Annotated in this window: 17 protein-coding genes; 11 read left to right on the top strand and 6 right to left on the bottom strand. The window is 69.2% G+C overall.

What is annotated here, in order from left to right:
* Window positions 1-5: 5 nt before the first annotated feature.
* The 4 genes from J2850_RS18400 to J2850_RS18385 all read left to right on the top strand — a co-directional run bounded on the left by J2850_RS18400 (window position 6) and on the right by J2850_RS18385 (window position 4,071).
* Window positions 6-1,223 (top strand): vWA domain-containing protein, encoded by a 1,218-nt coding sequence (locus tag J2850_RS18400; RefSeq protein WP_209984362.1) that lies wholly within the window; start codon window positions 6-8, stop codon window positions 1,221-1,223.
* The gene (locus J2850_RS18395) at window positions 1,220-1,549 is read left to right on the top strand and encodes an XdhC family protein (RefSeq protein ID WP_209984359.1); all 330 of its coding nucleotides are present in this window, start codon (window positions 1,220-1,222) and stop codon (window positions 1,547-1,549) included. Before J2850_RS18400 ends, J2850_RS18395 begins: the two co-directional genes overlap by 4 nt.
* Window positions 1,546-2,262: an XdhC family protein gene (locus J2850_RS18390; RefSeq protein ID WP_209984356.1), complete on the top strand. Its 717-nt coding sequence runs from the start codon at window positions 1,546-1,548 to the stop codon at window positions 2,260-2,262. Before J2850_RS18395 ends, J2850_RS18390 begins: the two co-directional genes overlap by 4 nt.
* A gap of 138 nt (window positions 2,263-2,400) precedes the next feature.
* On the top strand, window positions 2,401-4,071 hold the full coding sequence (locus tag J2850_RS18385) for an NTP transferase domain-containing protein (protein ID WP_209984353.1): 1,671 nt from the start codon (window positions 2,401-2,403) through the stop codon (window positions 4,069-4,071).
* Here J2850_RS18385 and J2850_RS18380 read toward each other — a convergent pair.
* Window positions 4,028-4,726 carry a type 1 glutamine amidotransferase gene (locus J2850_RS18380; RefSeq protein WP_209984350.1) on the bottom strand — a complete coding sequence of 233 codons (699 nt, stop codon included), beginning with the start codon at window positions 4,724-4,726 and terminating at the stop codon, window positions 4,028-4,030. The two genes, J2850_RS18385 and J2850_RS18380, sit on opposite strands and share 44 nt — an antisense overlap.
* 167 nt (window positions 4,727-4,893) lie before the next feature.
* Here J2850_RS18380 and J2850_RS18375 point away from each other — a divergent pair, with 167 nt between their 5' ends.
* The 4 genes from J2850_RS18375 to J2850_RS18360 all read left to right on the top strand — a co-directional run bounded on the left by J2850_RS18375 (window position 4,894) and on the right by J2850_RS18360 (window position 9,411).
* The gene (locus J2850_RS18375; protein WP_209984346.1) at window positions 4,894-6,420 is read left to right on the top strand and encodes a bifunctional metallophosphatase/5'-nucleotidase; all 1,527 of its coding nucleotides are present in this window, start codon (window positions 4,894-4,896) and stop codon (window positions 6,418-6,420) included.
* 125 nt (window positions 6,421-6,545) lie between these two features.
* Complete coding sequence (locus tag J2850_RS18370) at window positions 6,546-7,613, top strand: hypothetical protein (protein WP_209984342.1); 1,068 nt, start codon at window positions 6,546-6,548, stop codon at window positions 7,611-7,613.
* A gap of 8 nt (window positions 7,614-7,621) precedes the next feature.
* A complete protein-coding gene (locus J2850_RS18365) occupies window positions 7,622-8,635 on the top strand; it encodes a hypothetical protein (protein ID WP_209984339.1) in 1,014 nt (337 codons plus the stop codon).
* A gap of 53 nt (window positions 8,636-8,688) precedes the next feature.
* On the top strand, window positions 8,689-9,411 hold the full coding sequence (locus tag J2850_RS18360; RefSeq protein ID WP_209984337.1) for a protein tyrosine phosphatase family protein: 723 nt from the start codon (window positions 8,689-8,691) through the stop codon (window positions 9,409-9,411).
* Window positions 9,412-9,447: 36 nt separating this feature from the next.
* Here J2850_RS18360 and J2850_RS18355 read toward each other — a convergent pair whose 3' ends face one another.
* Together J2850_RS18355 and J2850_RS18350 are read right to left on the bottom strand one after the other, a co-directional pair.
* Window positions 9,448-10,104 carry a YitT family protein gene (locus tag J2850_RS18355; protein ID WP_211113964.1) on the bottom strand — a complete coding sequence of 219 codons (657 nt, stop codon included), beginning with the start codon at window positions 10,102-10,104 and terminating at the stop codon, window positions 9,448-9,450.
* A gap of 160 nt (window positions 10,105-10,264) precedes the next feature.
* Window positions 10,265-11,254: a pyridoxal-phosphate dependent enzyme gene (locus tag J2850_RS18350; RefSeq protein ID WP_209984331.1), complete on the bottom strand. Its 990-nt coding sequence runs from the start codon at window positions 11,252-11,254 to the stop codon at window positions 10,265-10,267.
* 554 nt (window positions 11,255-11,808) lie between these two features.
* Between J2850_RS18350 and J2850_RS18345 the strand changes: the two genes are divergently transcribed.
* Genes J2850_RS18345 through J2850_RS18335 form a run of 3 tightly spaced genes read left to right on the top strand, consistent with a single transcriptional unit; the run spans window position 11,809 to window position 15,682 of the window.
* Complete coding sequence (locus J2850_RS18345; protein WP_209984328.1) at window positions 11,809-12,330, top strand: sugar dehydrogenase complex small subunit; 522 nt, start codon at window positions 11,809-11,811, stop codon at window positions 12,328-12,330.
* A gap of 13 nt (window positions 12,331-12,343) precedes the next feature.
* Window positions 12,344-14,038, top strand: a complete 1,695-nt coding sequence (locus J2850_RS18340; RefSeq protein WP_209984325.1) for a GMC family oxidoreductase — start codon at window positions 12,344-12,346, stop codon at window positions 14,036-14,038.
* An 18-nt stretch (window positions 14,039-14,056) separates the two neighbouring features.
* A complete protein-coding gene (locus J2850_RS18335) occupies window positions 14,057-15,682 on the top strand; it encodes a multicopper oxidase family protein (protein ID WP_209984322.1) in 1,626 nt (541 codons plus the stop codon).
* A gap of 18 nt (window positions 15,683-15,700) precedes the next feature.
* Here J2850_RS18335 and J2850_RS18330 read toward each other — a convergent pair whose 3' ends face one another.
* From J2850_RS18330 to J2850_RS18320, 3 genes are all read right to left on the bottom strand, one after another.
* Window positions 15,701-17,134 (bottom strand): diguanylate cyclase, encoded by a 1,434-nt coding sequence (locus J2850_RS18330; RefSeq protein ID WP_209984321.1) that lies wholly within the window; start codon window positions 17,132-17,134, stop codon window positions 15,701-15,703.
* A gap of 10 nt (window positions 17,135-17,144) precedes the next feature.
* Window positions 17,145-18,620, bottom strand: a complete 1,476-nt coding sequence (locus tag J2850_RS18325; protein ID WP_307354435.1) for an ABC transporter substrate-binding protein — start codon at window positions 18,618-18,620, stop codon at window positions 17,145-17,147.
* Between the two features lie 153 nt (window positions 18,621-18,773).
* Window positions 18,774-21,446 carry a sensor histidine kinase gene (locus J2850_RS18320; protein ID WP_211113963.1) on the bottom strand — a complete coding sequence of 891 codons (2,673 nt, stop codon included), beginning with the start codon at window positions 21,444-21,446 and terminating at the stop codon, window positions 18,774-18,776.
* Window positions 21,447-21,585 lie beyond the last annotated feature (139 nt).

Below are 21,585 nucleotides of genomic sequence, written 5' to 3'. Positions count from 1 at the left end.
GGGCGATGACCGACGCCGTTCCGGCCGGGCGCCTTACCCTCAACCTCATGCATTTCGCCCGGGCGCTGCGCGCCGCCGGCCTGCCGGTCGGGCCGGGAAAAGTCCTGCAGGCGGTGGAGGCGGTGGAGGCGGTGGGGCTTGCCAGCCGCACCGACTTCTACTGGGCGCTGCACGCCGTCTTCGTGAACCGCCGCGACCAGAGCGAGCTGTTCGACCAGGCATTCCACGTCTTCTGGCGCAACCCCGACATCCTGAAGCGGATGATGTCGCTGATGCTGCCCAAGGTCAGGACCGACGCGCCGCCCGACCGGCCCGAGATGGCGCAGCGTCTGGCCGAGGCGCTGCATGGCGCCGACACCGGGCAGGAGGAGCCGGAGAAGACCCAGATCGACCTCGATGCCTCCTTCACCGTCTCCGCCGCCGAACGGCTGCAGGACAAGGATTTCGAGAAGATGACGGGGGAGGAGATGACGCAGGCGAGGCGCCTGCTGACCCGCCTCGCCCTGCCGCTGGCGGAGGTCACCACGCGCCGCTTCCGTCCCGACCCGGCCGGCCCGCGTGTCGACCCGCGCGCCACCCTGCGGCGCATGCCGCGCTCCGGCGGCGACCTCGCGGCGCTGGCGCGCAAGCGGCGGCGCACCCGGCCGCCGCCGCTGGTGGTGCTGTGCGACATCTCCGGATCGATGACCCGCTATTCGAGGATGCTGCTGCATTTCATGCACGCGGTGACCAACGACCGCGACCGCGTCCACAGCTTCGTGTTCGGCACGCGGCTGACCAACATCACCCGCCACCTGCGACATAAGGACGTAGACGTGGCGCTGGATGCGGTGTCGGGAGCGGTCGCCGACTGGTCGGGCGGCACCCGCATCGGCACGGCGCTGCATGCCTTTAACCGCCATTGGGCGCGCCGGGTTCTGGGCCAGGGGGCGGTGGTCCTCCTCATTACCGACGGGCTGGACAGGGATGCAGGGGAAGGGCTTGCGGACGAGGCCGAACGGCTGCACAAAAGCTGTCGGCGGCTCGTCTGGCTGAATCCTTTGTTGCGCTGGGAAGGCTTCGCACCGAGGTCTTCGGGGATCCGGGCGCTGCTGCCGCATGTGGACGATTTTCGTGCGGCCCACAGCCTGAACAGCCTCGCGGATCTGGCCGGCGCCCTGTCGGCCGACGGTCCGCGTCGTGCTCCGGCTATGCGCCGCTGGTTGAAGGAGGCGGCGGGATGAACGACACCCTGATGGCGGACAACATCGTGGAACAGGCGGCCGCATGGCGCGCAGCCGGCCGCAGGGTGGCCCTGGCGACCGTGGTGTCGACCTGGGGCTCGTCGCCGCGGCCGGTCGGCAGCCAGATGGCCATCGACGCCGACGGCGCGATGGCCGGCTCGGTCTCCGGCGGCTGCATCGAGGGCGCCGTGGCGCACGAGGCGGCCAAGACGATGGAGGACGGCGAGGCGCGCCTCCTGTCCTTCGGCGTTACCAACGAGATGGCCTGGGAAGTCGGGCTGGCCTGCGGCGGGCAGGTACAGGTCTATGTCGAGGCCGTGGAATGAAACGCGAGATTCTGGACCGCCTGCTGGCGGCAAAGGCCGCGGCGATGCCGGTTGCCCTGGTGACCGACCTCAACACCGGTCTGCAGACCCTGGTCTACGAGGATACGGCCCATGGCGGCTTCGGCCTGGAAGCCGACCTGCTCGACGAGGTGCGGCGGCGCATCCGGCAGGACCGGTCCGGCCTGCTGACCGACCCGCAGGACGAGGACGGCTTCCGCCTGTTCGTGCATGTCCACAATCCGGCGATGCGGCTGCTGCTTGTCGGTGCGGTCCACATCGCCCAGGCGCTCGCCCCCCTGGCCGTGCTCGCCGGCTACGACGTGACGGTGATCGATCCACGCAGCGCCTTCGCCACCGAGGCCCGTTTTCCCGGCATCAAGCTGAACCATGCCTGGCCGGACGAGGCACTGGCCGAACTGAAGCCCGATGTCCGCACGGCGGTGGTCACCCTGACCCACGACCCGAAGCTGGACGACCCGGCGCTGATCGCAGCCCTGCGGTCTCCCGCCTTCTATGTCGGCGCTCTCGGCAGCAAGCGCACCCATGCGCTCCGTCTCGACCGCCTGCGCGACGAAGGCCTGAGCGAAGCCGAGGTGCAGCACATCCGCGGCCCGGTGGGCCTGTCGATCGGTGCCGTCACCCCCGCCGAGATCGCCATCTCGATCATGGCGCAGATCACCTGCGTGCGCCGGGGAGAGAACCATCCCTGCTGAAGCGGGGATGCCGGATCGGGCATGCGTTGCCGCAGGGGGTGGTGCGCGCCATATAGCGTCGCACCGAACCACCGCGCCGCTCCCCTCCGTCCGGTACGCAAAGACGAAGGGATGGCGTCACCGGAGCCCGCGCCACCCATGCATTTCGGCCCGCTTCCCCTGTCCGACGCCGAAGGCGCCATCCTTGCGCATTCCCTGCGTCTGGGTGGACTGGCCTTCAAGAAGGGCCGCCGGCTGGCCGCCGAGGACATCCTTGCCCTGGAAGCCGCGGGGCTGACGGAGGTGACCGCCGCCAAGCTGGACGGCGGCGACCTCGCAGAGGATGCCGCCGCCGCCCGCATCGCCGTGGCAACCGCCGGTGATGCGGTGCAGGTGGCCGCCCCCTTCACCGGGCGCGTCAACCTGTTCGCGTCGGCACGCGGACTGCTCAGGCTCGATGCGGCGCGGATCGACGCCATCAACGCCATCGACGAGAGCGTCACCATCGCCACCCTGCCCGACCTCGCCCCCGTCGAGCCGGGGCAGATGCTGGCCACCGTCAAGATCATTCCCTTCGCCGCCCCGCTCACCGCGGTGGAGCGGGCCGAACGCCTTGCCGCCGACGGCTTGCCGCCGCTGGCCGTCCTGCCCTACCGGCCACTGACCGCGGTCCTGATCCAGACCCGGCTGCCCGGGGTGAAGGACAGCGTGCTCGACAAGACGGTCGGGGTGACGCGGGACCGGCTGGAGGCGCTGGGGGGCAGCCTGGTCCACGAGGCGCGCTGCGACCATGACGAGGCGGCCTTGGCCGAGATGATCGCCGCGATGATCGGCGGGATGCCGCTGGCCGACCTGCTGCTGATCGCCGGTGCCTCGGCCATCACCGACCGGCGCGACGTGCTGCCGGCCGCCATCGAGCGCGCCGGCGGCCGGGTCGAGCATTTCGGCATGCCCGTCGATCCCGGCAACCTGCTGCTGATGGCGCATTGCGGCGGCAGGCCGGTGCTCGGGCTGCCGGGCTGCGCCCGGTCGCCGAAGCTCAACGGCTTCGACTGGGTGCTGCAGCGGATCGCCGCCGGCATTCCGCCCGGCCGGGCCGAGGTGATGCGGATGGGGGTGGGCGGCCTGCTGGCGGAGATCCCCAGCCGGCCCCTGCCCCGCGCCGGCATCGGCACGGAGACGCCGCGGGCTCCGCGGGTGACCGCCCTCGTGCTGGCCGCCGGCCGGTCCAGCCGCATGGGTCCGACCAACAAGCTGCTCGCCCCGGTTCAGGGGGCGCCGCTGGTCGCCCGGGCCGTCGATGCGGCGCTGGCCTCGCAGGCTGCGGGCGTCATCGTGGTGACCGGCCACCAGGGGGAAAGCGTCGCGGCGGCCCTCGCTGACCGTCCGGTCACCTTCGTGCACAACCCAGCCTTCGCCGACGGGCTGAGCAGCTCGCTGCGCGCCGGTCTGGCGGCGGTGCCGAGCGAGGCCGACGCGGTGGTGGTGTGCCTCGGCGACATGCCGCGGGTGGCGTCGGCCGTCATCGACCGTCTGATCGCCGCCTACAACCCCTTGGAGGGCCGCGCCATCTGCGTGCCGGTCATCGACGGCAAGCAGGGCAACCCGGTGCTGTGGGACCGCGCCTTCTTCACCGAGATGGCGGCGCTGTCCGGCGACGCCGGTGCCAAGCGGCTGCTGGGGCGCCATGTCGACCGGCTGTGCGAGGTGCCGATGGAGGATGCCGGCGTCCTCTACGACGTCGACACCCCCGAACTGCTGGCCCGTTTCACCGAGACGCTTGCGCTCAACTCGCCAGGGCCATCCAGCGACGCGTCATCGCCCGCGTGAACGCCTCCGCCGCCGGCAGATGGGCGGCGAGCGCATCCTCCAGCCCGTCGAGCATGGCGCGGTTTTTCTCCCGTGCCTCCTCTCCGAAGCGCGAGGCCCAGCCGCGGACGATGTCGGCCGTCGCTTCCGGATGGAACTGGAAGCCGTAGGTGGCGCGCCCCAGCCGGAAGGCCTGACGAGCGCACGCCTCGCTGAAGGCCAGCGGCACCGCGCCATCCGGGAATTCGAAGGTGTCGTAGTGCCACTGCGCCAGGTTCAGCGCCGGACCGAAGCCGCCCAGCAGCGGATCGTCCTGCGCCGCATCGGTCAGGCTGACGCGGTGCACGCCAAGTTCCGGCACCGTGTGGCGGTAGACTTTGGCGCCATAGGCCCGCGCGGCGAGCTGCGCCCCCAGGCAGATGCCCATCACCGGCCGGTCGGCGCCGGCGAAGTCGCGGATCACCTCCATCGCCCGGCCGAAATGCGGCCCCTTCCGGTCGTCCCAGGCGTCCTGCGGCCCGCCCAGAACCACCAGCCCGTCGAACCCGTCCCGTTCCGGAATCGGCTCGCCCTCGTTGGCGGCGACGGTGACGAGGACGGCGCCGTTCTCGGACAGCGCTTCGCCCACCAGTCCGATGGGGGCGGTGCGGCTGTTCTGGACGACCAGGATGCGCATGATCGGGCTCGCGTGGTTGGCACGGGTGTCATGATGTTGTGAGAGCGTAACCGGCGGAGTTCAAGCAGCGCCGCCACGCGACCGGCGCGGCCGGCGTGCAAAGCCGCTATGCGCGGCGCCGCCGTCCTGGATTATCGTGCGCGGCAGCAACCCCGGAGGAAATGTCCATGGTCGCCGGCTTCCGCCACTTCGCCGTCCCATTATTCGTGGTCGCAATGATGGGCGCCCTGTCTGCCGCCCTGCCCGCCCGGGCGCAGGACGGCACGCTGACCTTCCTGCACATCAATGACGTCTACGAGATCGCGCCCGTGAAGGGCCAGGGCGGCTTCGGCCCCCTGGCGACGCTGCTCAAGCGGGAGCGGGCGTCGGCACCCGATGCGCTGACCACGGTCGGCGGCGACTTCCTGTCGCCGTCGCTGCTCTCCGGAACCACCCGCGGCGAACAGATGATCGCCCTGTTCAACGCCATCGGCGTCGATGCCGTCACCTTCGGCAACCACGAGTTCGACTTCGGCGTCGACACCTTGAAGCAGCGGATGACCGAATCGCGGTTTCCCTGGATCGGTACCAATGTGCGTTCGGCCGACGGCAGGGCCTTCGCCGGGACGCTGCCGGCCTGGGTCAGGACCATCGACGGAATCACCGTTGGAGTCATCGGCCTGATCACCCCGGATACCGCCCGGCTGTCGAGCGCCGGCCCGGATCTGGCCTTCGCCCCCGTCCTGGAGACCGCCGCCGCCGCGGTGAAGGAACTGCGGGCCAAGGGGGCTTCGGTGGTGGTGGCGCTGACGCACCTGACGATCGAGGAGGACCGCGAGCTCGCGGCGAAGGTCAGGGGCATCGACCTCATCCTGGGGGGCCACGACCACGACCCGATCAGCTTCTACGAAGGGTCCACCCTGATCCTGAAGGCCGGTCATGACGCCCAGTATCTGGGCGTGGTGAAGCTCACCGTCTCGACCAGGGACGCCGGCAAGGGACCAGTGACCAGCACGGTGCCGGCCGAATGGCGCTTCGTCACCACCGCCGGCGTAGCCCCGGATCCCGAGGTCGAGGCGGTGGTGGACGGTTATACCAGGCGCTTGGACGGACAGCTCGCCGCCGTGATCGGCCGCACCGAAAGCGACCTCGACAGCCGCAAGGACGTCGTGCGCAGCCGCGAGGCGACCATGGGCAACCTGATCGCCGATGCCCTGCGGGAAGCGCTGAAGGCCGATGTCGCCATCACAAACGGCGGCGGGATCCGTGCCGACGCGCTGCATCCGGCGGGGGCCAGCCTGACCCGTAGGGACATCTTCGCCGAACTGCCCTTCGGCAATGTCGGCGTCCTGGTGGAGATGTCGGGGCAGGACCTGATGTCGACCCTGGAGCATGGCGTCGGCAAGGTCGAGGAGAAGGCCGGCCGCTTCCCGCAGGTTTCCGGCCTGGCCATGACTTACGACCCCGCGGCGCCGGCCGGTCGGCGCGTCACCTCGGTGACGGTGGGCGGCAGGCCGCTCGACCCACGGGCGACCTACCGCGTTGCGACCAACGACTACATGCTGAAGGGCGGCGACGGCTATGACGCCTTCACGCGGTCGAAAGTCATCGTCGACGCCTCGGGCGCGGTGTTGCTGGCGACCATCGTGATGAACTATGTCGAAGACAAGAAAACCGTGGCGCCCCGGATCGAAGGCCGGATCGTGGCAAAATAACGCAGGGGCCGCGACATTATCGGGTGATCTTGCGGCACTCCGTTGCGCGGGGCGGGCATCTGCCTTTAGGGTAGCTCGTCTGCCCTATGCCGTGCCGCCCCTCTTCGGATCGAAAGCCGCCCGCCATGTCGACCGTCACGCCGACCGCAACGCCAGTTCCGCCCAGCCGGTCCAACGACTTCGCCCAGAGCTTCAACCTCGCCCATGGCGAGGTGGGGTTGAGCCGCGTCTCGATCGCCCACATCCTGCAGCGCATCCAGTCCGATCCGGGCTTCCTGTTCACCGACGAGTTCCGGCAGGGGGCCGGCCAGTGCCCCTTCCACTCCGGCGGCCGCGAGGATGGCGGTGACGGCGGCATGCCGGCGATCCCGCAGGACGACGCCGACAAGGTCACGGTCAACAGCCTGCTGGCCCTGCTGTTCAACCGGCTGCGCGACAATATCGCGGAAACGCTTCCCTTCGACGCCGACGGCCGTCCGATGCTGCCGGTCCCGCCGCGTTCGCCGCACGGGCTCGATCCCGCCGACCGCGCCGCGATGGCGGCGGCGGCGCCGGATGTCTTCTGTTCGGTGCTGCGCGACGCCACCTGCCACCTGCTCGACGGGCTGATCACGAACTGGGCCGTCAACCTCGTGCATGAGGAGGAGCATTTCCGCCAGCAGGGGACTGGCGCCATCTCGCTGGACGCGGCGGCCAATTTCGTCCTGCGCACGGTGCTGGAACAGTCGCCGCTCTACCAGCGGGCCGGCTACGACATGCTGTCGATCACCAAGACCGGAAGCCACACCGCCATCCACGTCTGCTGGGCGCTGGTGGAGGCCGCACCGCTGCTGGTGCCGGGCCGCGACGCCGCCTTCTACGACGATCTGGTCCGCCGCAGCCTGAAGCAGATCGTCCCTCTGTCGATGGCGAGCCTGGGCATGCTGGTCCATTACATGGAGGAAAGCGGGATCGAGCCGCCCGACGGGCTGGCGGTGCATCGGCTGCCCAAGGACCAGACGGCCTTCGTGCTCGACGCCAACGGCCTGATCCGCCTGAACGCCGCGCCGATCACCAGCTTCGCCAAGCCCGGCGAGCGCTACTACACCGGCTGCCCGGCCTTCTACACCACCAACCTGATCAAGCTGTATCTCGACATCGTCGCCGGCCTGGCGCTCGATTACGCCGTCTACGACCGCCTGCAGGAGGGCTGACCGCCGCCATGGCCCGCACCAACGATTTCGCCCTCGCCTATGCCGCCGCGCACGAGGAGGCCGGGATGACCCGGATCAACCTCGCCCCCATCCTGCACCGCATCGGCGAGGACCCCAACTACCTGTTCGGCGAGGAGCTGCTGGCGCTGGCCGGCCACTGCCCGGCCCATGGCGACACCCGCAAGGAGGATTTCGAGAAGGTGGCGATCAACGCCCTTCTCGGTCACCTCTACACCGACCTGCGCGAACACATCGTCGCGCGCATGCCGCTGGACGAGAGCGGGCGGCTGGTGCTGGCGACCCCGCCGGACTCGCCGCACGGCCTGGACATCGGCGACGCCGCCGGGCTGGCGGCCGCCGATCCCGACCGCATGGTCGGCTTCCTGCGCGACGCGGTCTGCCACCTGCTGGACGCCATCATCAAGGAATGGGCGATCAAGCTGATGGTGGAGGAGGACCGCTGCCGCAGCGAGGGCACCATCACCCCCAATGCGGCCTCCGTCTTCGTGCTGGCGCGCGAGCTGCAGAAGTCGGTGCTGCACGGTCCGTCCGGCTACGACATGCTGTCGATCACCAAGACCGGCAGCCATACCGCGCTGCACGTCTGCTGGAACCTCGTCGAGGCGGCCCCGATGTTGCGGCCGGGCCTGGAGGACGCGGCGTACGACGACTTGGCGCGGCGCAGCCTGAAGCAGGTGCTGCCGCTGGCGATGGGCAGCCTCGGCATGCTGTGCCAGTTCATGGCCGCCGGACGGATCGAGGCCGACGACCATCAGGCGATCCACCCGCTGCGCTCCGACCAGTCCGCCTTCCTCTATGACGGTGACAAGGACCTGATCGTCCTCAACGCCGATCTGATCGAGCCGACGGCGATGGCCGGCGAACGCCACTACACCGGGTGCCCGGCCTTCTACGCCAACGGCCTGATCAACCTCTACATGGAGATCGTGCTGGCGCTGGCCGCGCAGTACGGCATCTACGGGCGGCTGCAGGAGACGGCGGGCGCGAAGACGGAACCTTGACGCGAGGCCGGTCGTGCCTATGTTGGCACTCCGTCAGAGTCGGAAGGTAGAAGTTGGCGAAGAAGAGCTATTTGCGGGCGGTGACCACCACGGCGCTCGCCGACGCGATCAAGCGCAGCCGCAGCCGCATGGCCACGCCGTGGCAGCGCGCGCTCGGCCATCTGGAGAGCGTGTTCATCGACCATGCCTGCTTCCGGCTGATCTACTCCAATACCTACCGCATCTCGCCCCGCATGTTCCGGGCGAGCCAGCCGTCGCCCTCGCACATCGCTGCGGCGCGGCGCAACGGCGTGAAGACCATCCTGAACCTGCGCGGCTCGCGCGATTGCGCCTCCTACATCCTGGAGGCGGAGGCCTGCCGCGCCCAGGGCCTGGAACTGGTCGATTTCCCGGTCAGCTCCCGCGACATGCCCAGGAAGGAGACGCTCCTGAAGGCGCGCGAGCTGTTCCGGACCATGACCTATCCGGCGCTGATGCACTGCAAGTCGGGAGCCGACCGCGCCGGCTTCATGTCGACGCTCTACCTGTTCGCGCATGAGGGCCAGCCGCTCGACCAGGCGATGAAGCAGCTCTCCTGGCGGTACGGCCACTTCAAGCAGGCCAAGACCGGCATCCTGGATTATTTCTTCGAACTCTACGCCGCCTACAACCAGAAGCGCCCGATCCCCTTCTGGGACTGGGTCGAGCGCGTCTATGACCCGGTGGAAGCCAAGGCGAGCTTCCGGTCGCGCGAATGGGCCGACGCGGTGGTGGACCGGGTGCTCGGCCGCGAGTGAACGTGACCGCCGAGCCCGAGCCCGATGCCGATACCGTTACCGCGCTACGTACCAGTCGGCGCGGTGGTTGAAGGCGACGAAGGCGTTCAGCACCGCCGCTCCCAGTGCCGACGCCGCCAGTGCCTGCGAATCGAGAACGAAGGCGGCGGCCGAAAAGACCGCCAGATCGACCAGCGCCTGCAGCCAGCCCGCGCGGAACCCGGTCTTCTGCTGGATGTAGAAGGCGAGGATGCCGACGCCGCCGCCGCTTGAGCCGTGGCGGAACAGCGCGATCACCCCGATGCCGACGCAGAACCCAGCCAGCACGGCGGCGACGAACGGGTTGATGGCGTTGAAGCTCATCATCTGCGGAAGCAGGCTGGCCAGCACCGAAATGCCGCTGACCGCGATCAGCGACTTGATGGTGAAGCGCACGCCGATCCGCGCCAGCGCAAGAAAATAGAAGGGCAGGTTGACCAGGAAGAACAGGATTCCGAAATCGGCCCCGGTTGCGTAAGACAGCACAAAGGCCAGTCCGGCAGCCTGACCGGTGACCAGTCCCGCCGCATGCAGGATGGCGATCCCGAAGGACGTCATCACGACGCCGAAAAGCTGGCCTTGCAGATTGTCAAAGAAACTGTGCGACGCGCTGGGGCGATCGTAAGTGACCGATACAGGGGATGGCGAAATAGTCGACGCGGAATTGTTCGTCATGCCAATCACCTCTCGGTGCCGCCAGGGGTTTTACATGCGACCTCCAATATAGGTCATCTCGGTTGACCTATCCATACTTTACCGCATTGCGAAATGGGGCTACCCGCCTTGCCGGTGGTGCGGGCTCGCCCCACCCGCACCGCCTCCCAGGCCAGTCCGCTCAGGCGGCCAAGGTCCGTGCGAGGGTGTCGCCATCGACGTTGCGGCCGGACAGGACGGCGACCGTGCGGCCGGTGCGGCCCAACCGGCCGGCAAGGAGGGCCGCGACGCCGGCGGCACCCGCCCCCTCGGCCACCACGCCGAAGGAGCCGTGCAGCGCCCGCATCGCCGCGGCGATCTCGCCCTCCTCCACCTCGACGACCCGGTCGACGAGGCTGGCGACGATGGCCTGCGGCAGCTTGCCCAGCGCGTGGACGTTGATGCCGTCGGCAAGCGTCGGTCCGCCGCGGCGGGCGAGGCGAACGCCGACCACCCGCGCCTGCGGCCGCCTCGCCTTGACGGCGGCGGCGACGCCCGCCAGCAGCCCGCCGCCGCCGACCGGCACCACCACGGTGTCGACGTCGGGGCGGTCGGCAAGGATCTCCAGCCCGACCGTACCCTGGCCGGCGATGACGTCGGGATCGTCGTAGGGGTGGAGGAAGGTCAGCCGTCGCTCCGCCGCCAGTTCCAGCGCCCTGCCCTTCGCCTCTCCCACGGTGGCGCCGTGCAGCACCACCTCTGCGCCCAGCGCCGCGGTCCGCTCAACCTTGCAGCGGGGCGCGGTCTCCGGCATCACGATGGTCGCCCTCACGCCCAGCCGCGCCGCATGGAGGGCGACGCCCTGGGCGTGGTTGCCGGCCGACATCGCCACCACGCCGGCGGCACGTTCCGGCGCGGTCAGCCGCAGCAGGCGGTTCAGGGCGCCACGTTCCTTGAAGGCTCCGGTGGCCTGGAACACTTCGGCCTTCAGCCAGAGGTCACGGCCGGCGGCTGGGGCCAGCGTCGGGGCGTGCAGCAGCGGAGTCCGGACGATCTGGCCGGACAGGCGGCGGGCGGCGTCGGTCACCGCCGACAGCGGCAGCCAGGCCGGCAGGCGCTCCCCAGGATCGGGAGCGGAAAGAGGCGGGCAAAGGGCAAGGATGCGCGCGGCAGCGGCATGCGCGGTGAACATCGCGGAAGTCCTCGGCGAACGAATTCTGGAGAGATGCGGGCGTGCCCCGGACCGCCTCAGCGGACCGGGATGATAATTCGCGCCGAGCCACACATTCGCTCGCCAAGACGGGGGCCGATGCGGCCGCTGATGCAGCGACGGCTGTTCCGCACCGGACTGGCGGTCAGAAGAGTGATGCGTTTGCCTTGAAAGACCGGATCAGGGGTTCCGGCGACCACAGGGTGCAGCGACACGCCACACGCTCCACACGACCATTGAACACGAAGACGGCAACTCTCCGACGCTTCAGAGCGTCGGGCCGGTAATTCGCATTCGCATGGTGGCGGTGGTGTCCATGGGATCTGCATAGCTCCTGCGCTGGCGCCGGTCAAGCCGTCATCGCGTGGATTCGCGCAATCGGGCTGGAAATCGGGAAGCGAGAGCGGATTCAATCTCGACACGGTAGTTTTGATGCGTAAAAACTCTCTCAAAAGGAGAAAATATTTTGACTCCTACACCTTATAACCCGGATAGTCGGGCGACTGCGGAAGCAGGTCAGACCGGGAGCACGCCACATGTCAGATACGCCAGCCCCTTCTCCCCTGACACCCTCCCGGCGGGAGGTGCTGGCGGGAATAGCCGGCACCGCCGCCCTGGCCCTTTCCCCGCTCGACGCCGTCGCGGCGGCGCTGAAGGACCTCAAGCCGCTGCTGGCGGCTTCGCAGCGGCTGACCGGCATTCCGCTCGACCTCTCCTATCTCGACATCGGCCAAATCGTCTGGAACACGATGCGCCGCAGCCATGGCGAGGCGCCGCTGGTCCGCCTGCTGGCTGTGGTGAATGGCGCACCGGAAGGCAGCGATCTGGCGCCGCTCCTGCGTCGGCATGACCTGCTGCCGATCGCGCAGGAACTGACGAGCCTCTGGTACACCGGCTCCACCGCCCGGAAGGGCCGGAACGGCGGTACCGCGCTGTTCTACAACGATGCGCTGATGTGGCGCTCCTGTGCCTTCACCAAGCCGCCGGCCACCTGCGGCGGCCCGTTCGGCTACTGGGAAAATCCCTACGCGCCCGCCGGCGCGGATGATCGGATCTGAGAAGGGAACCCCCATGCAGCATGAGCACCCGGCCCCTGTGGAAACCATCGAGGCCGACATCATCATCATCGGCTCCGGTGTCGTCGGCGGCCTTGCCGCCTATGAGCTGGCCCGCGAACACAAGGTCGCCGTGATCGACGCCGGGCCGCGCATCGACCGGGTGGAAGCGGTCGAACGGTTCCGCGCCTCGCCGCTGAAGGGCACGAACGCCCCTTACGAGAATCCCTGGTACGCGCCGCAGCCCAACGAGCAGGATGTCCGCAACTACTACATCCAGGAGGTCGGCAAGGGGCAGCAGCGGTTCCAGGGCCTCTTCCTGCGCGGTGTCGGCGGCAGTTCCTGGCATTGGACCGGCCATGCGGAGCGCCACTACCCCAACGATTTCCGCATGCGGTCGGCATATGGCGTCGGGGTCGATTGGCCGATCGAATACAGCGAGATCCTGCCCTACTACACGCGGGCGGAGGCGGAATGGGGGGTTGCCGGCGACGGCACCGACTACATCGGGCCGGACCGCCATGGCGAATCCTTTCCCCTGCCCAAGGTGCCGATGTCCTATACCGACCTGACCGTCGGCGGGAAGGCGGCGACGGTCGATTTCTCCTACACATGCGAGGGCCGGCGGTTCGGCCCGACCCGGCTGGCCTTCGGCCCCTACCCGCATTCGCGCAATTCGATTCCCCATGACGGGCGGCCGCAATGCTGCGGCAATGCCTCCTGCCGCTTCATCTGCCCCATCGCCGCCAAGTACGACGCCAGCGTCCACGTCACCAAGGCCGAGGAGCGGGGGGCGCGGGTCTTCGACAAGCGCGTGGTCTACCACATCGAGGTCGGGAGCGACGGGCTGGTGACCGGCCTGCGCTACCGCCATCCCGACGGCTGGGAGGGCCGCGCAGTCGGCAGGCGCTATATCCTCGCCGCCCACGCCATCGAGACGCCGAAGCTGCTGCTGATGTCGACGGGCGAATACAGCCGCCGCGGCGTCGCCAACTCCTCCGACATGGTCGGGCGCAACCTGATCGGGCTGGCCGACGTCAACACGCAGGGCTACGCGCCGCACGCCACCTTCCCCTACCGCGGCCCGGTGAGCGCCACCGGGGGCCTGAAGTCGCTGCGTGACGGCGACTTCCGCGCGACCCACGGCGCGATCGCCACCAACTTCGTCAATGGCGGCTGGAACGCCACGCTGGGGCCGGCCGACCGCGTCCAGGACCTGATCGCCCAGGGCCTGTTCGGCGAGGCGTTGAACCGGACGCTGCGGGAGCGGACCGAGCGCGAGGTGATGCTCGGCAGCATGGTCGACGTCCTGCCCAACCCCAACAACCGCATCGTCCCCGACGAGAAGGAACGCGACGGGCTGGGCTTCCCGCGCCCGCGGATCACCTTCGGCTGGGACGACTACACCCGCCGCGGCATCGAGGTGGCCCGCCAGATGCACCGCGAGGTGTTCAAGGCCCTGCAGGGGACCATCACCGAGGAAATCACGCCGGCGGTGGAAACGGCGATCATCGTCGGGACCACCGTGATGGGGCGGTCGCCCGCCGCATCGGTCGTCGACCCGCAATGCCGGGCTCATGACCACCGGAACCTCTTCATCATCGGCACCGGCGTCTATCCGACCACCGGCATCGTATCGCCGTCGCTGACCGCCGCCGCGCTGGCGCTGCGCGCCGCCGACCAGATCCACCATGAACTCAGCCTGGGCTGAACCGACGGAACCGGGGACATGAAAGACCACGTCACGCTGCCGCTGCTCGGCCGCCGCACCCTGCTCACCGGCACCAGCGCCGCCGCGCTCTGCGCCGGCCTCTCCGGCCTGCTGGCGGCCTGCACGCCGGAGGGCGGTCCTCCGGGCAAGCCCGGTGACGCGGGAACGCCCTCGGCATCGTCCGGCGAGCTGATTCTTCCGGAGGATGTCCGCGCGGACCCGCGGAGCGGAACGCTGTCCGTTGCGGTGATGGCGGCCTATCGCACCTACGACCTGGACGGGCGGACGGTGCGGCTGCGCAGCTACGACGGCGGGCCGCGCCCCCGAACCCTGCGCGTCGCTGCCGGCGGCACGCTGAACCTGGCGCTCCGCAACGGGTTCCCCACGCCGCCGGCGGGCGCCCAGACGCCCCCGAACCAGGGTGGGCATGGTGAGGGAGGGCATGGCCAAGGAGGGCATGGCCAGGGCCACCACGCCGCTCCGGCCATGCCCGGCATGTCCGGACCCAATGTGCCGCACGGCTTCGACATGACCAACATGCACATGCACGGCCTGCATGTGTCGCCGAAATCGCCGGCCGACAACGTGCTGCTGACCGTGGAGCCGGGCCAGACGGAAAACTACAGCTACCGCATCCCGGAGTCCCATCCCTGCGGCCTGAACTTCTACCACGCCCACCGCCACGGGTCGGTCGCCCTGCAGGTGGCGAGCGGCATGGCCGGCGCGCTGATCGTCGAGGGCAAGGTCGACCGCATCGGCGCGATCGCCAAGGCCAAGGACGTGGTCATGCTGCTCCAGAGCCTTCCGGTCGACGGCAAGGGCACGCTTGAGGATTATGCGACCCTGGGCAACGGCACGCAGGTCTACATCAACGGGCAACGACGGCCGTCGATCCCGATGAAGCGCGGCGAGGTGCAGCGCTGGCGCCTCGTCAACGCCACGCACGATCGCTTCCTAACCCTGACCCTGGAGGAGCACGGGTTCGTCGCGCTCGGGTTCGACGGCATCCCGCTGGAGACGACGGAGACCAGCCCGGCGATCTTCCTGGCACCCGGCAACCGTGCCGAACTGCTGGTGAAGGCGTCCAACCGGCCCGGGCGCTACACCCTCGACGGCGGCACGAACTTCGGCGTCAGCTACGGCCCGCTCGCCACCGTGACGATCGGGCGTGAGGCGGACGACATGACGCTCTACGAAGGACCGCTGGTCGATTACGGCACGGATTTCGCCGGCCATCTCCGGCCGGTCGACGACCGGGAGATCCTGCGCGGCCGCCATGTCGGGTTCGGCCAGATCGGCACCCTGCCCTACTGGACCTGGACCATCGACGGCCGCCCCTTCTCGGAAACGGAGACCGGCTTCCAGGCCAAGCTCGGAACCGCGGAGGAGTGGACGCTGAGCAACCAGACGGACGATCCCCACCCCTTCCACATCCATATCAACCCGTTCCAGGTGCTGGAGGCCAAGGGATTGCCGGTGGCGGTTCCGCCCGGCCGCTGGATGGACACCATCACCATCCCGCCCAACGGCCACATCCGCTTCCGCACCCGCTACCTCGACTATGACGGCATCTACGTCTTCCACTGCCACACCCTGGTCCACGAGGACCAGGGCATGATGCGGAAGGTCACGGTCGAACGCTGAGGCCGCCGGCCCGGCCGTTCACCCCAGTTCCACCCGGTCGCGGCCGCCGCCCTTGGCCCGGTAGAGCGCCTGGTCGGCGCGGCCCAGCACCGCCTCGACCGTGTCGGCGGGGGGATCGAGCTGGGTGACGCCGAAGCTGGCGGTCAGGCTCAGGGGCCGGCCGTTCGGCAGCGTGACGCTCAGTGCGGCGAGGCCGCCGCGCAGGCGCTCGGCGATCCCGGCCGCCTGCGCGAGCGGCGTGGCGGGCAGCAGGATGGCGAACTCCTCGCCGCCGATCCGCCCGACGGCGTCACTGCCGCGCAGATGGCGGCGGATCTCGGCCACCGTGGCGCGGATGGCGGCGTCGCCGGCCGCATGGCCGAACCCGTCGTTGATGCTCTTGAAATGGTCGATGTCGAGCATGATGACGCTGCCGGCCTCGTCCCGGCTGCCGGCCAGCATCCGCTCCATCAGGTGCAGCACATGCCGGCGGTTGAAGGCCTCGCTCAACGGGTCTGTGGTCGCCAGACGGTGCAGGTCACGCTCCATCCGCCGGCGCTCGGTGATGTCGGTCGCGATGCCGATCAGCCCGGCCGGCTGGCCGTCCTGGCCGCTCAGCGGGCGGTTGACCACCAGCAGTTCCCGCCGTCCGCCGTCCGGCCCGGTGACGCTGGTCTCCACGGTGATCGATTCGGAGAATGCCGTCAGGCCGTTCGACAGCGCCCGCAGTTCGGCGCCGATCGCCTCCTCCCCCTCCGCCGTGCCGGGAAACAGCTCCCGGAAGGCGCGGTTGCACAGGCCGTAGCGACCGTCCATGTCCCGGAACCACACCGGGCTCGGTATCATCTCGACGAGATTCTCGATGAACCGGCGCTGCTCCTCGGCCAGCGCCCTCTGGCGCTCCAGTTCGGCGGTTCGTTCCGCGACGCGAAGCTCCAGCGACTGGTTCAGCTTCTCGATGGTGACGAGATCACGCCAGCCGCGCATCGCACCCACCAGGCTGGTGAACAGCTTCTGTGCCGTCAATTCGGCCTTGCTCTTGTAGTCGTTGATGTCATAGGCGACGATCGCCTCCCGTTCCGGCGCCTGGCCCGGCTGGCCGGTGCGCAGAATGATCCGTATGTGGCGGTTGTTGAGCTCGCGGCGGATGTGATGGACGAGTTGCAGGCCCGCATCCTGGGTCTCCATCACCACGTCGACCAGCGCCACCGGCAGGTCCGGCTGCCGGGCGAGGATCGCCCGCGCCTCGGCGGCCGAGAAGGCGCTGACGATGGCGAAGCGGCGGCCCTCGAACTCGAAGTCGTTCAGCAGCACCCGCGTCATCGCATGCACCTGGTCGTCGTCGTCGACGACCAGCACCGGCCATGGCTCGGCCCCGGGCGAACCGGCGCAGCCGTCGCCGACCGTTGGTCGACCCTCGACGAAGTCCTCGTCGTCGTCGGCGAACAGTTCGTCCTCTTCCCGTTCGATCATGCGTGCCCGCTCACTCGCCCTCGATGTCGACGCCCGTGAAGACCTGGAGGAACGGGTCGATCCGGTAGTTCTTCACCTCCTTGCGCAGCGCCACCGACACGACCGAATGGGCGATGGGAAGCCAGGGAAGCTCCCGGTGGAAGATCCTCTGTGCCTCCTGGTAATGGGCCACGCGCTCCTCCTGGATGCCGGTGCGCTTGGCCTTCACCACCTCATCCTCGAACGCGGGGTCGCACCACTTGGCGAAATTGCCGCCGCCCGGCCGCGCGGCGTCGCAGCCCAGCAGCACGAACAGGAAATTGTCCGGGTCGCCGTTGTCGCCGGTCCAGCCGTAGATCGCCATGTCGTGCTCGCCCTGGGCGAGACGGCGGCGGTACTCCCGCCATTCGTCGGTCACCAGCGTGACCTTGATGCCGACGCGCTCCAGGTTCGCCTGGATCAGTTCCGCCGCCCGCTTGCCGTTCGGCAGGTAGGCGCGGGCGACCGACGGATGCCAAAGCTCGATGGAAAGGCCATCGGCATGGCCCGCCTCGGCCAGCAGCCGGCGCGCCGCCTCCGGATCGAACGGAGTGTCTTCGATGCTGTCGTCATAGGACCACATGATCGGTGGGATCGGGTTCTTCGCCACCCGCCCGCCGCCCTCGTAGACGGCATCGATCAGGGTCTGCTTGTCGACGGCCATGGCGATGGCGCGGCGCACCCTCGCATCGTCCAGCGGAGGCTTGCGCGTGTTGAACGCCATGTAGGCGACGTTCAGGCCCTCGCGCCGCTGGATCACCAGATTGGGATCGTTCGCGATCTTGGCCAGTTCCGCCGGGTTGGGGAAGACCATCAGGTGGCATTCGCCCGACCGCAGCTTGTTCAGCCGGACGGCGCCGTTCGGATTGATGGAAAAGACCAGATTGTCCAGCGGCTGGCGGCCGCCCCAGTAGCGGTCGAAGGACTTGTAGCGGATCGCCATGTCCTTCTGGAACGACACGAAGCGGTAGGGGCCGGTGCCGATCGGCTGCTCGTCGAACAGGTCCGGGGTGCCGGCCCTGGCCAGGACGTCGGCATATTCCGCCGACTGGATGGAGGAGAAGGGCATCGCCAGGTTGGCCAGGAACGGCGCTTCCGGGCGGTTCAGCGTGATGCGGACGGTATGGTCGTCGACCTTCTCCACCGTCTTCAGCAGCGCGGCCATCGACATGTCCTTGAAGTAGTCGTAGGTCGCCCTGCCGATCTTGTGGAAGGGATGGTCGTCCTTCCACTGCCGCTCGATCGAGAACAGCACGTCATCGGCATCGAAGGGGCGCGTCGGCGTGAAATGGCTGTTGGAATGGAACCAGACGTCGCGCCGCAGGTGGAATTCATAGGTCAGCCCGTCGGGGGAGACGGTGTAGGACTCCGCAAGGCCGGGGATCACGCGTGTGGTCCCCCGCATGAATTCCACCAGATTGTTGTAGAGGGGCAGTGCCGCGTTCATGCTGGTGCCGGTGGTCGTCACCTGTGGATTGAAACTCTCCGGATTGGCCTCTGAACAAAAAACCAGCGATTTCTCCGCAAAGGCCGGGCCGGTCGCCATCAACCCGAAGAGCGCGCTGAAAACAGCCATACCCTTTACAAGGTTTTGGGTCGGGATTTTCCCGGTCAACGCCATTCAATGCTCCAGCGGAGAAAGCGGTTCGAAGATCGCTGGAAAGGTATCATTGGTAAAACGGCGTGGGAAGCGAATGGTGAAACGGACTCCATGCCCGACTTTGCTTTCCACCATGACCCGGCCGCCCAGCCTATTCGTCACAAGGTTGTAGACGATGTGCAGGCCGAGCCCGGTGTTGCCCGCCCCGCGCCGGGTGGTGAAGAACGGATCGAAGACGTGGCCGAGGTCGCACGGCGGGATCCCCCCGCCGTCGTCGGTGTAGACCAGCTCCACCAGTCCGGACGCCGGCTCGGGAACCATCGCCGCGGCGATGGCGAGCTGGCCTGGCCGGCCATCCTCGTAGCCGTGGGCGATCGAGTTCATCACCAGATTGGTCAGGATCTGGGCCAGGACGCCGGGATTGCCGTCGATCTCGATCGGCTCGCCGCAGGCCACCCGCAGGCTGTGGCCGGCCCGCCGCCAGGAGGGGCTGAGGCTGGTGGCGAGATCGTCGAGGTAGGGCTTCAGCTCGAAACGGCGGGATTCGCCGCTGGTCTGGTCGGCGGCGACCTGCTTGAAGCTCTGCACCAGCTCACCGGCTTGGCGGAGGTTCAAGACCATCAGCCGCGCCAGCTCCTCCGCCGTCCCATGGAAATCGTTGAAGTCGCCGCGGCGCAGCCCGCCGCCCCGCGCTAGACGGCCCACCGCCTCCAGCCGGTCCTCCAGGTGGGTGGCGCCCATCAGCGCATTGCCGAGGGGCGTATTGATTTCATGCGCCACCCCCGCCACCAGGGCACCGAGCGACGCCATCTTCTCGGCCTGGATCAGGCCCGCCTGGGTGCGCTGCAGGTCCGCCAGCGCAGCGTCGGCGCGCTCCTTGGCGTGCCGCGCCGCCTGCTCGCGCAGGCCGATCTCGCGGATCATGAAGGCGGCGGCGCGTGCCATCGCTCCCAACTCGTCCCGGCGGCGCGTGCCGTCGATGCGCCCGCCCAGCGGATCCGCCGCCAGCCGGGTCATCTGCTCCTGGAGGCGCAGCACCGGGCGGCTGATCGAGCGGGCGACCACCAGGGCGGCGCCGCCGCCGAGCAGCAGGCCGATGGTGGCGCCGATCACCAGGATGCGGGTCAGGAGCTCGCCGATGCGGGCGGCCTCCTCGCGGTAGGCTTCGTCGAGCTCGCGAGCCATCTCGACCAGCAGGCCGGCATCGCGGTCCATCGCCATCAGGAGCTGGTTCAGCCGCCGCAATCCCTCGGCGGTCCGCCCGAGGCTGTCCCCCCAGTTGCGGATCGCCTTCAGCACCTCGTCCTGCAACACCGGCGCCATCGGCAGGCTGCGGACCGTCGCCAGCAGTTCGCCGGCATCGGCGACGATGCGGTCGGCCTCCCCGGCGTCGCGCATGGAAACCGCATCGGCGGCCCGCCGGCCCAGCCGCAGGGCGACGACGGCGACGTTCTGTGTCTCCTGCTCGGTGTCGTTCGCCTTGATCGCGTAGGACAGGAGCTGCACGACCTCGTCCTGCAACGCGGTGTAGCCGGTCGACTTCACCATCAGGATCCGGGCGGTCAGGGTCTCGATCGTGCTGGCGGCTTCCGCTCCGGTCTGCCGGGCCTCCTCCAGCGTCTCCTGTGCCTCGGCCGACCGCTGCTGGGCGGTGCGCAGCCCTTCCAGCAGCGGACGCAGCGTCGGCAGGAGCGAAGACAGGAAGGTCACCTCCGACTGATGGTCGAGGGTGCCGGTCAGCACCAGCGCCCGCACCACCGGCAAGCTCCGCAGGACCTGTTCGGTCAGCATCCGCTCGGCAAGCCCCGTCCCGTCGGCCGGCCGGTTCGCCCCGGCCTGCGCCGCCTGCTCGAACCTCGTCAATGCCTGGTCGCGCTGCTCACGCGCGGCGCGCAAGGCCGACACCGCGCCCTGCAGGGCGGTGACGGCACCGGCGTAGCGGTGTGCGGCCTTGGCCGCCGGATACCGGTCGGCCAGCGGGTCGGTGCGGCGCAGCGCCTCCTGGAGGCGGTCGGCGGTCGCGACCAGCTTGTCGCTGGCGATGCGGAAGTCGGTGGCGGTCAATGCCACGCCCTGGCCCGACACCAGTCCCGATACCAGCCCGGCGACGTGCAGCGCCTCGGTGCGCTGCAGCGCCAGCAATGCCTCGCGCAGCTCGTGGGCTCCGTCCACCACGTCGCGGCTGTCCCGCAGCCGGCGGTCCGCTTCGGCCAGGGACGACAGCAGGTCGACGTTGGCGGCGTGCTGGCGCTCGCGGGCGCGGTCGGTCAGCGTCATCAGCGCGGCGGAATAGCGTCCCATGTCGGCGACCGCGTCGTCGTTGGACCCGGTCACGTCGATGAAGGCCCTCATCAGCCCGACATAACGGTCCAGCACGACCACCGCGCGGTCGGCGGCCGCCCGGTGCCCGGCCGCGGAATCCGCCGTCCGCAGCCGGGCCAGCTCGTCGCCCGCGGATGCCGACAGTGCTTCGAAACGCGCAGCGCGGCCGGCGCGCTGGTCCGGGGCGACCTGGAGGTAGTCGATGCGGGCCGCGGTGGCGGCCAGGACGTCGCGATAGACCGAGCCGGCCAGGACCGCCGCCTCATACACCCGTTCGCTGCGGGCCAGCAGCAGTCCGCCGGTTACGGCGATCACCGCCGCCACCGCGACCGGCACGCCCCCGACCACCGCGATGCGCGAGCGAATCCTCATGGCGCACCCGCCCGCCTTCCAGGCAAGCGGGTCCAGTCTCCGCACCGGACGACGGCGGGGTTGGAAAACGCTGGTCGGCGACGCGCCACGGATGCTCCGACTGACAGGACCGATACGGCCATACCAGAGCAACGGCCCG

The organism is Azospirillum picis, from assembly GCF_017876115.1.
Classification (GTDB): Bacteria; Pseudomonadota; Alphaproteobacteria; order Azospirillales; family Azospirillaceae; genus Azospirillum; species Azospirillum picis.
This window is presented reverse-complemented; position numbering and strand designations above follow the sequence as displayed.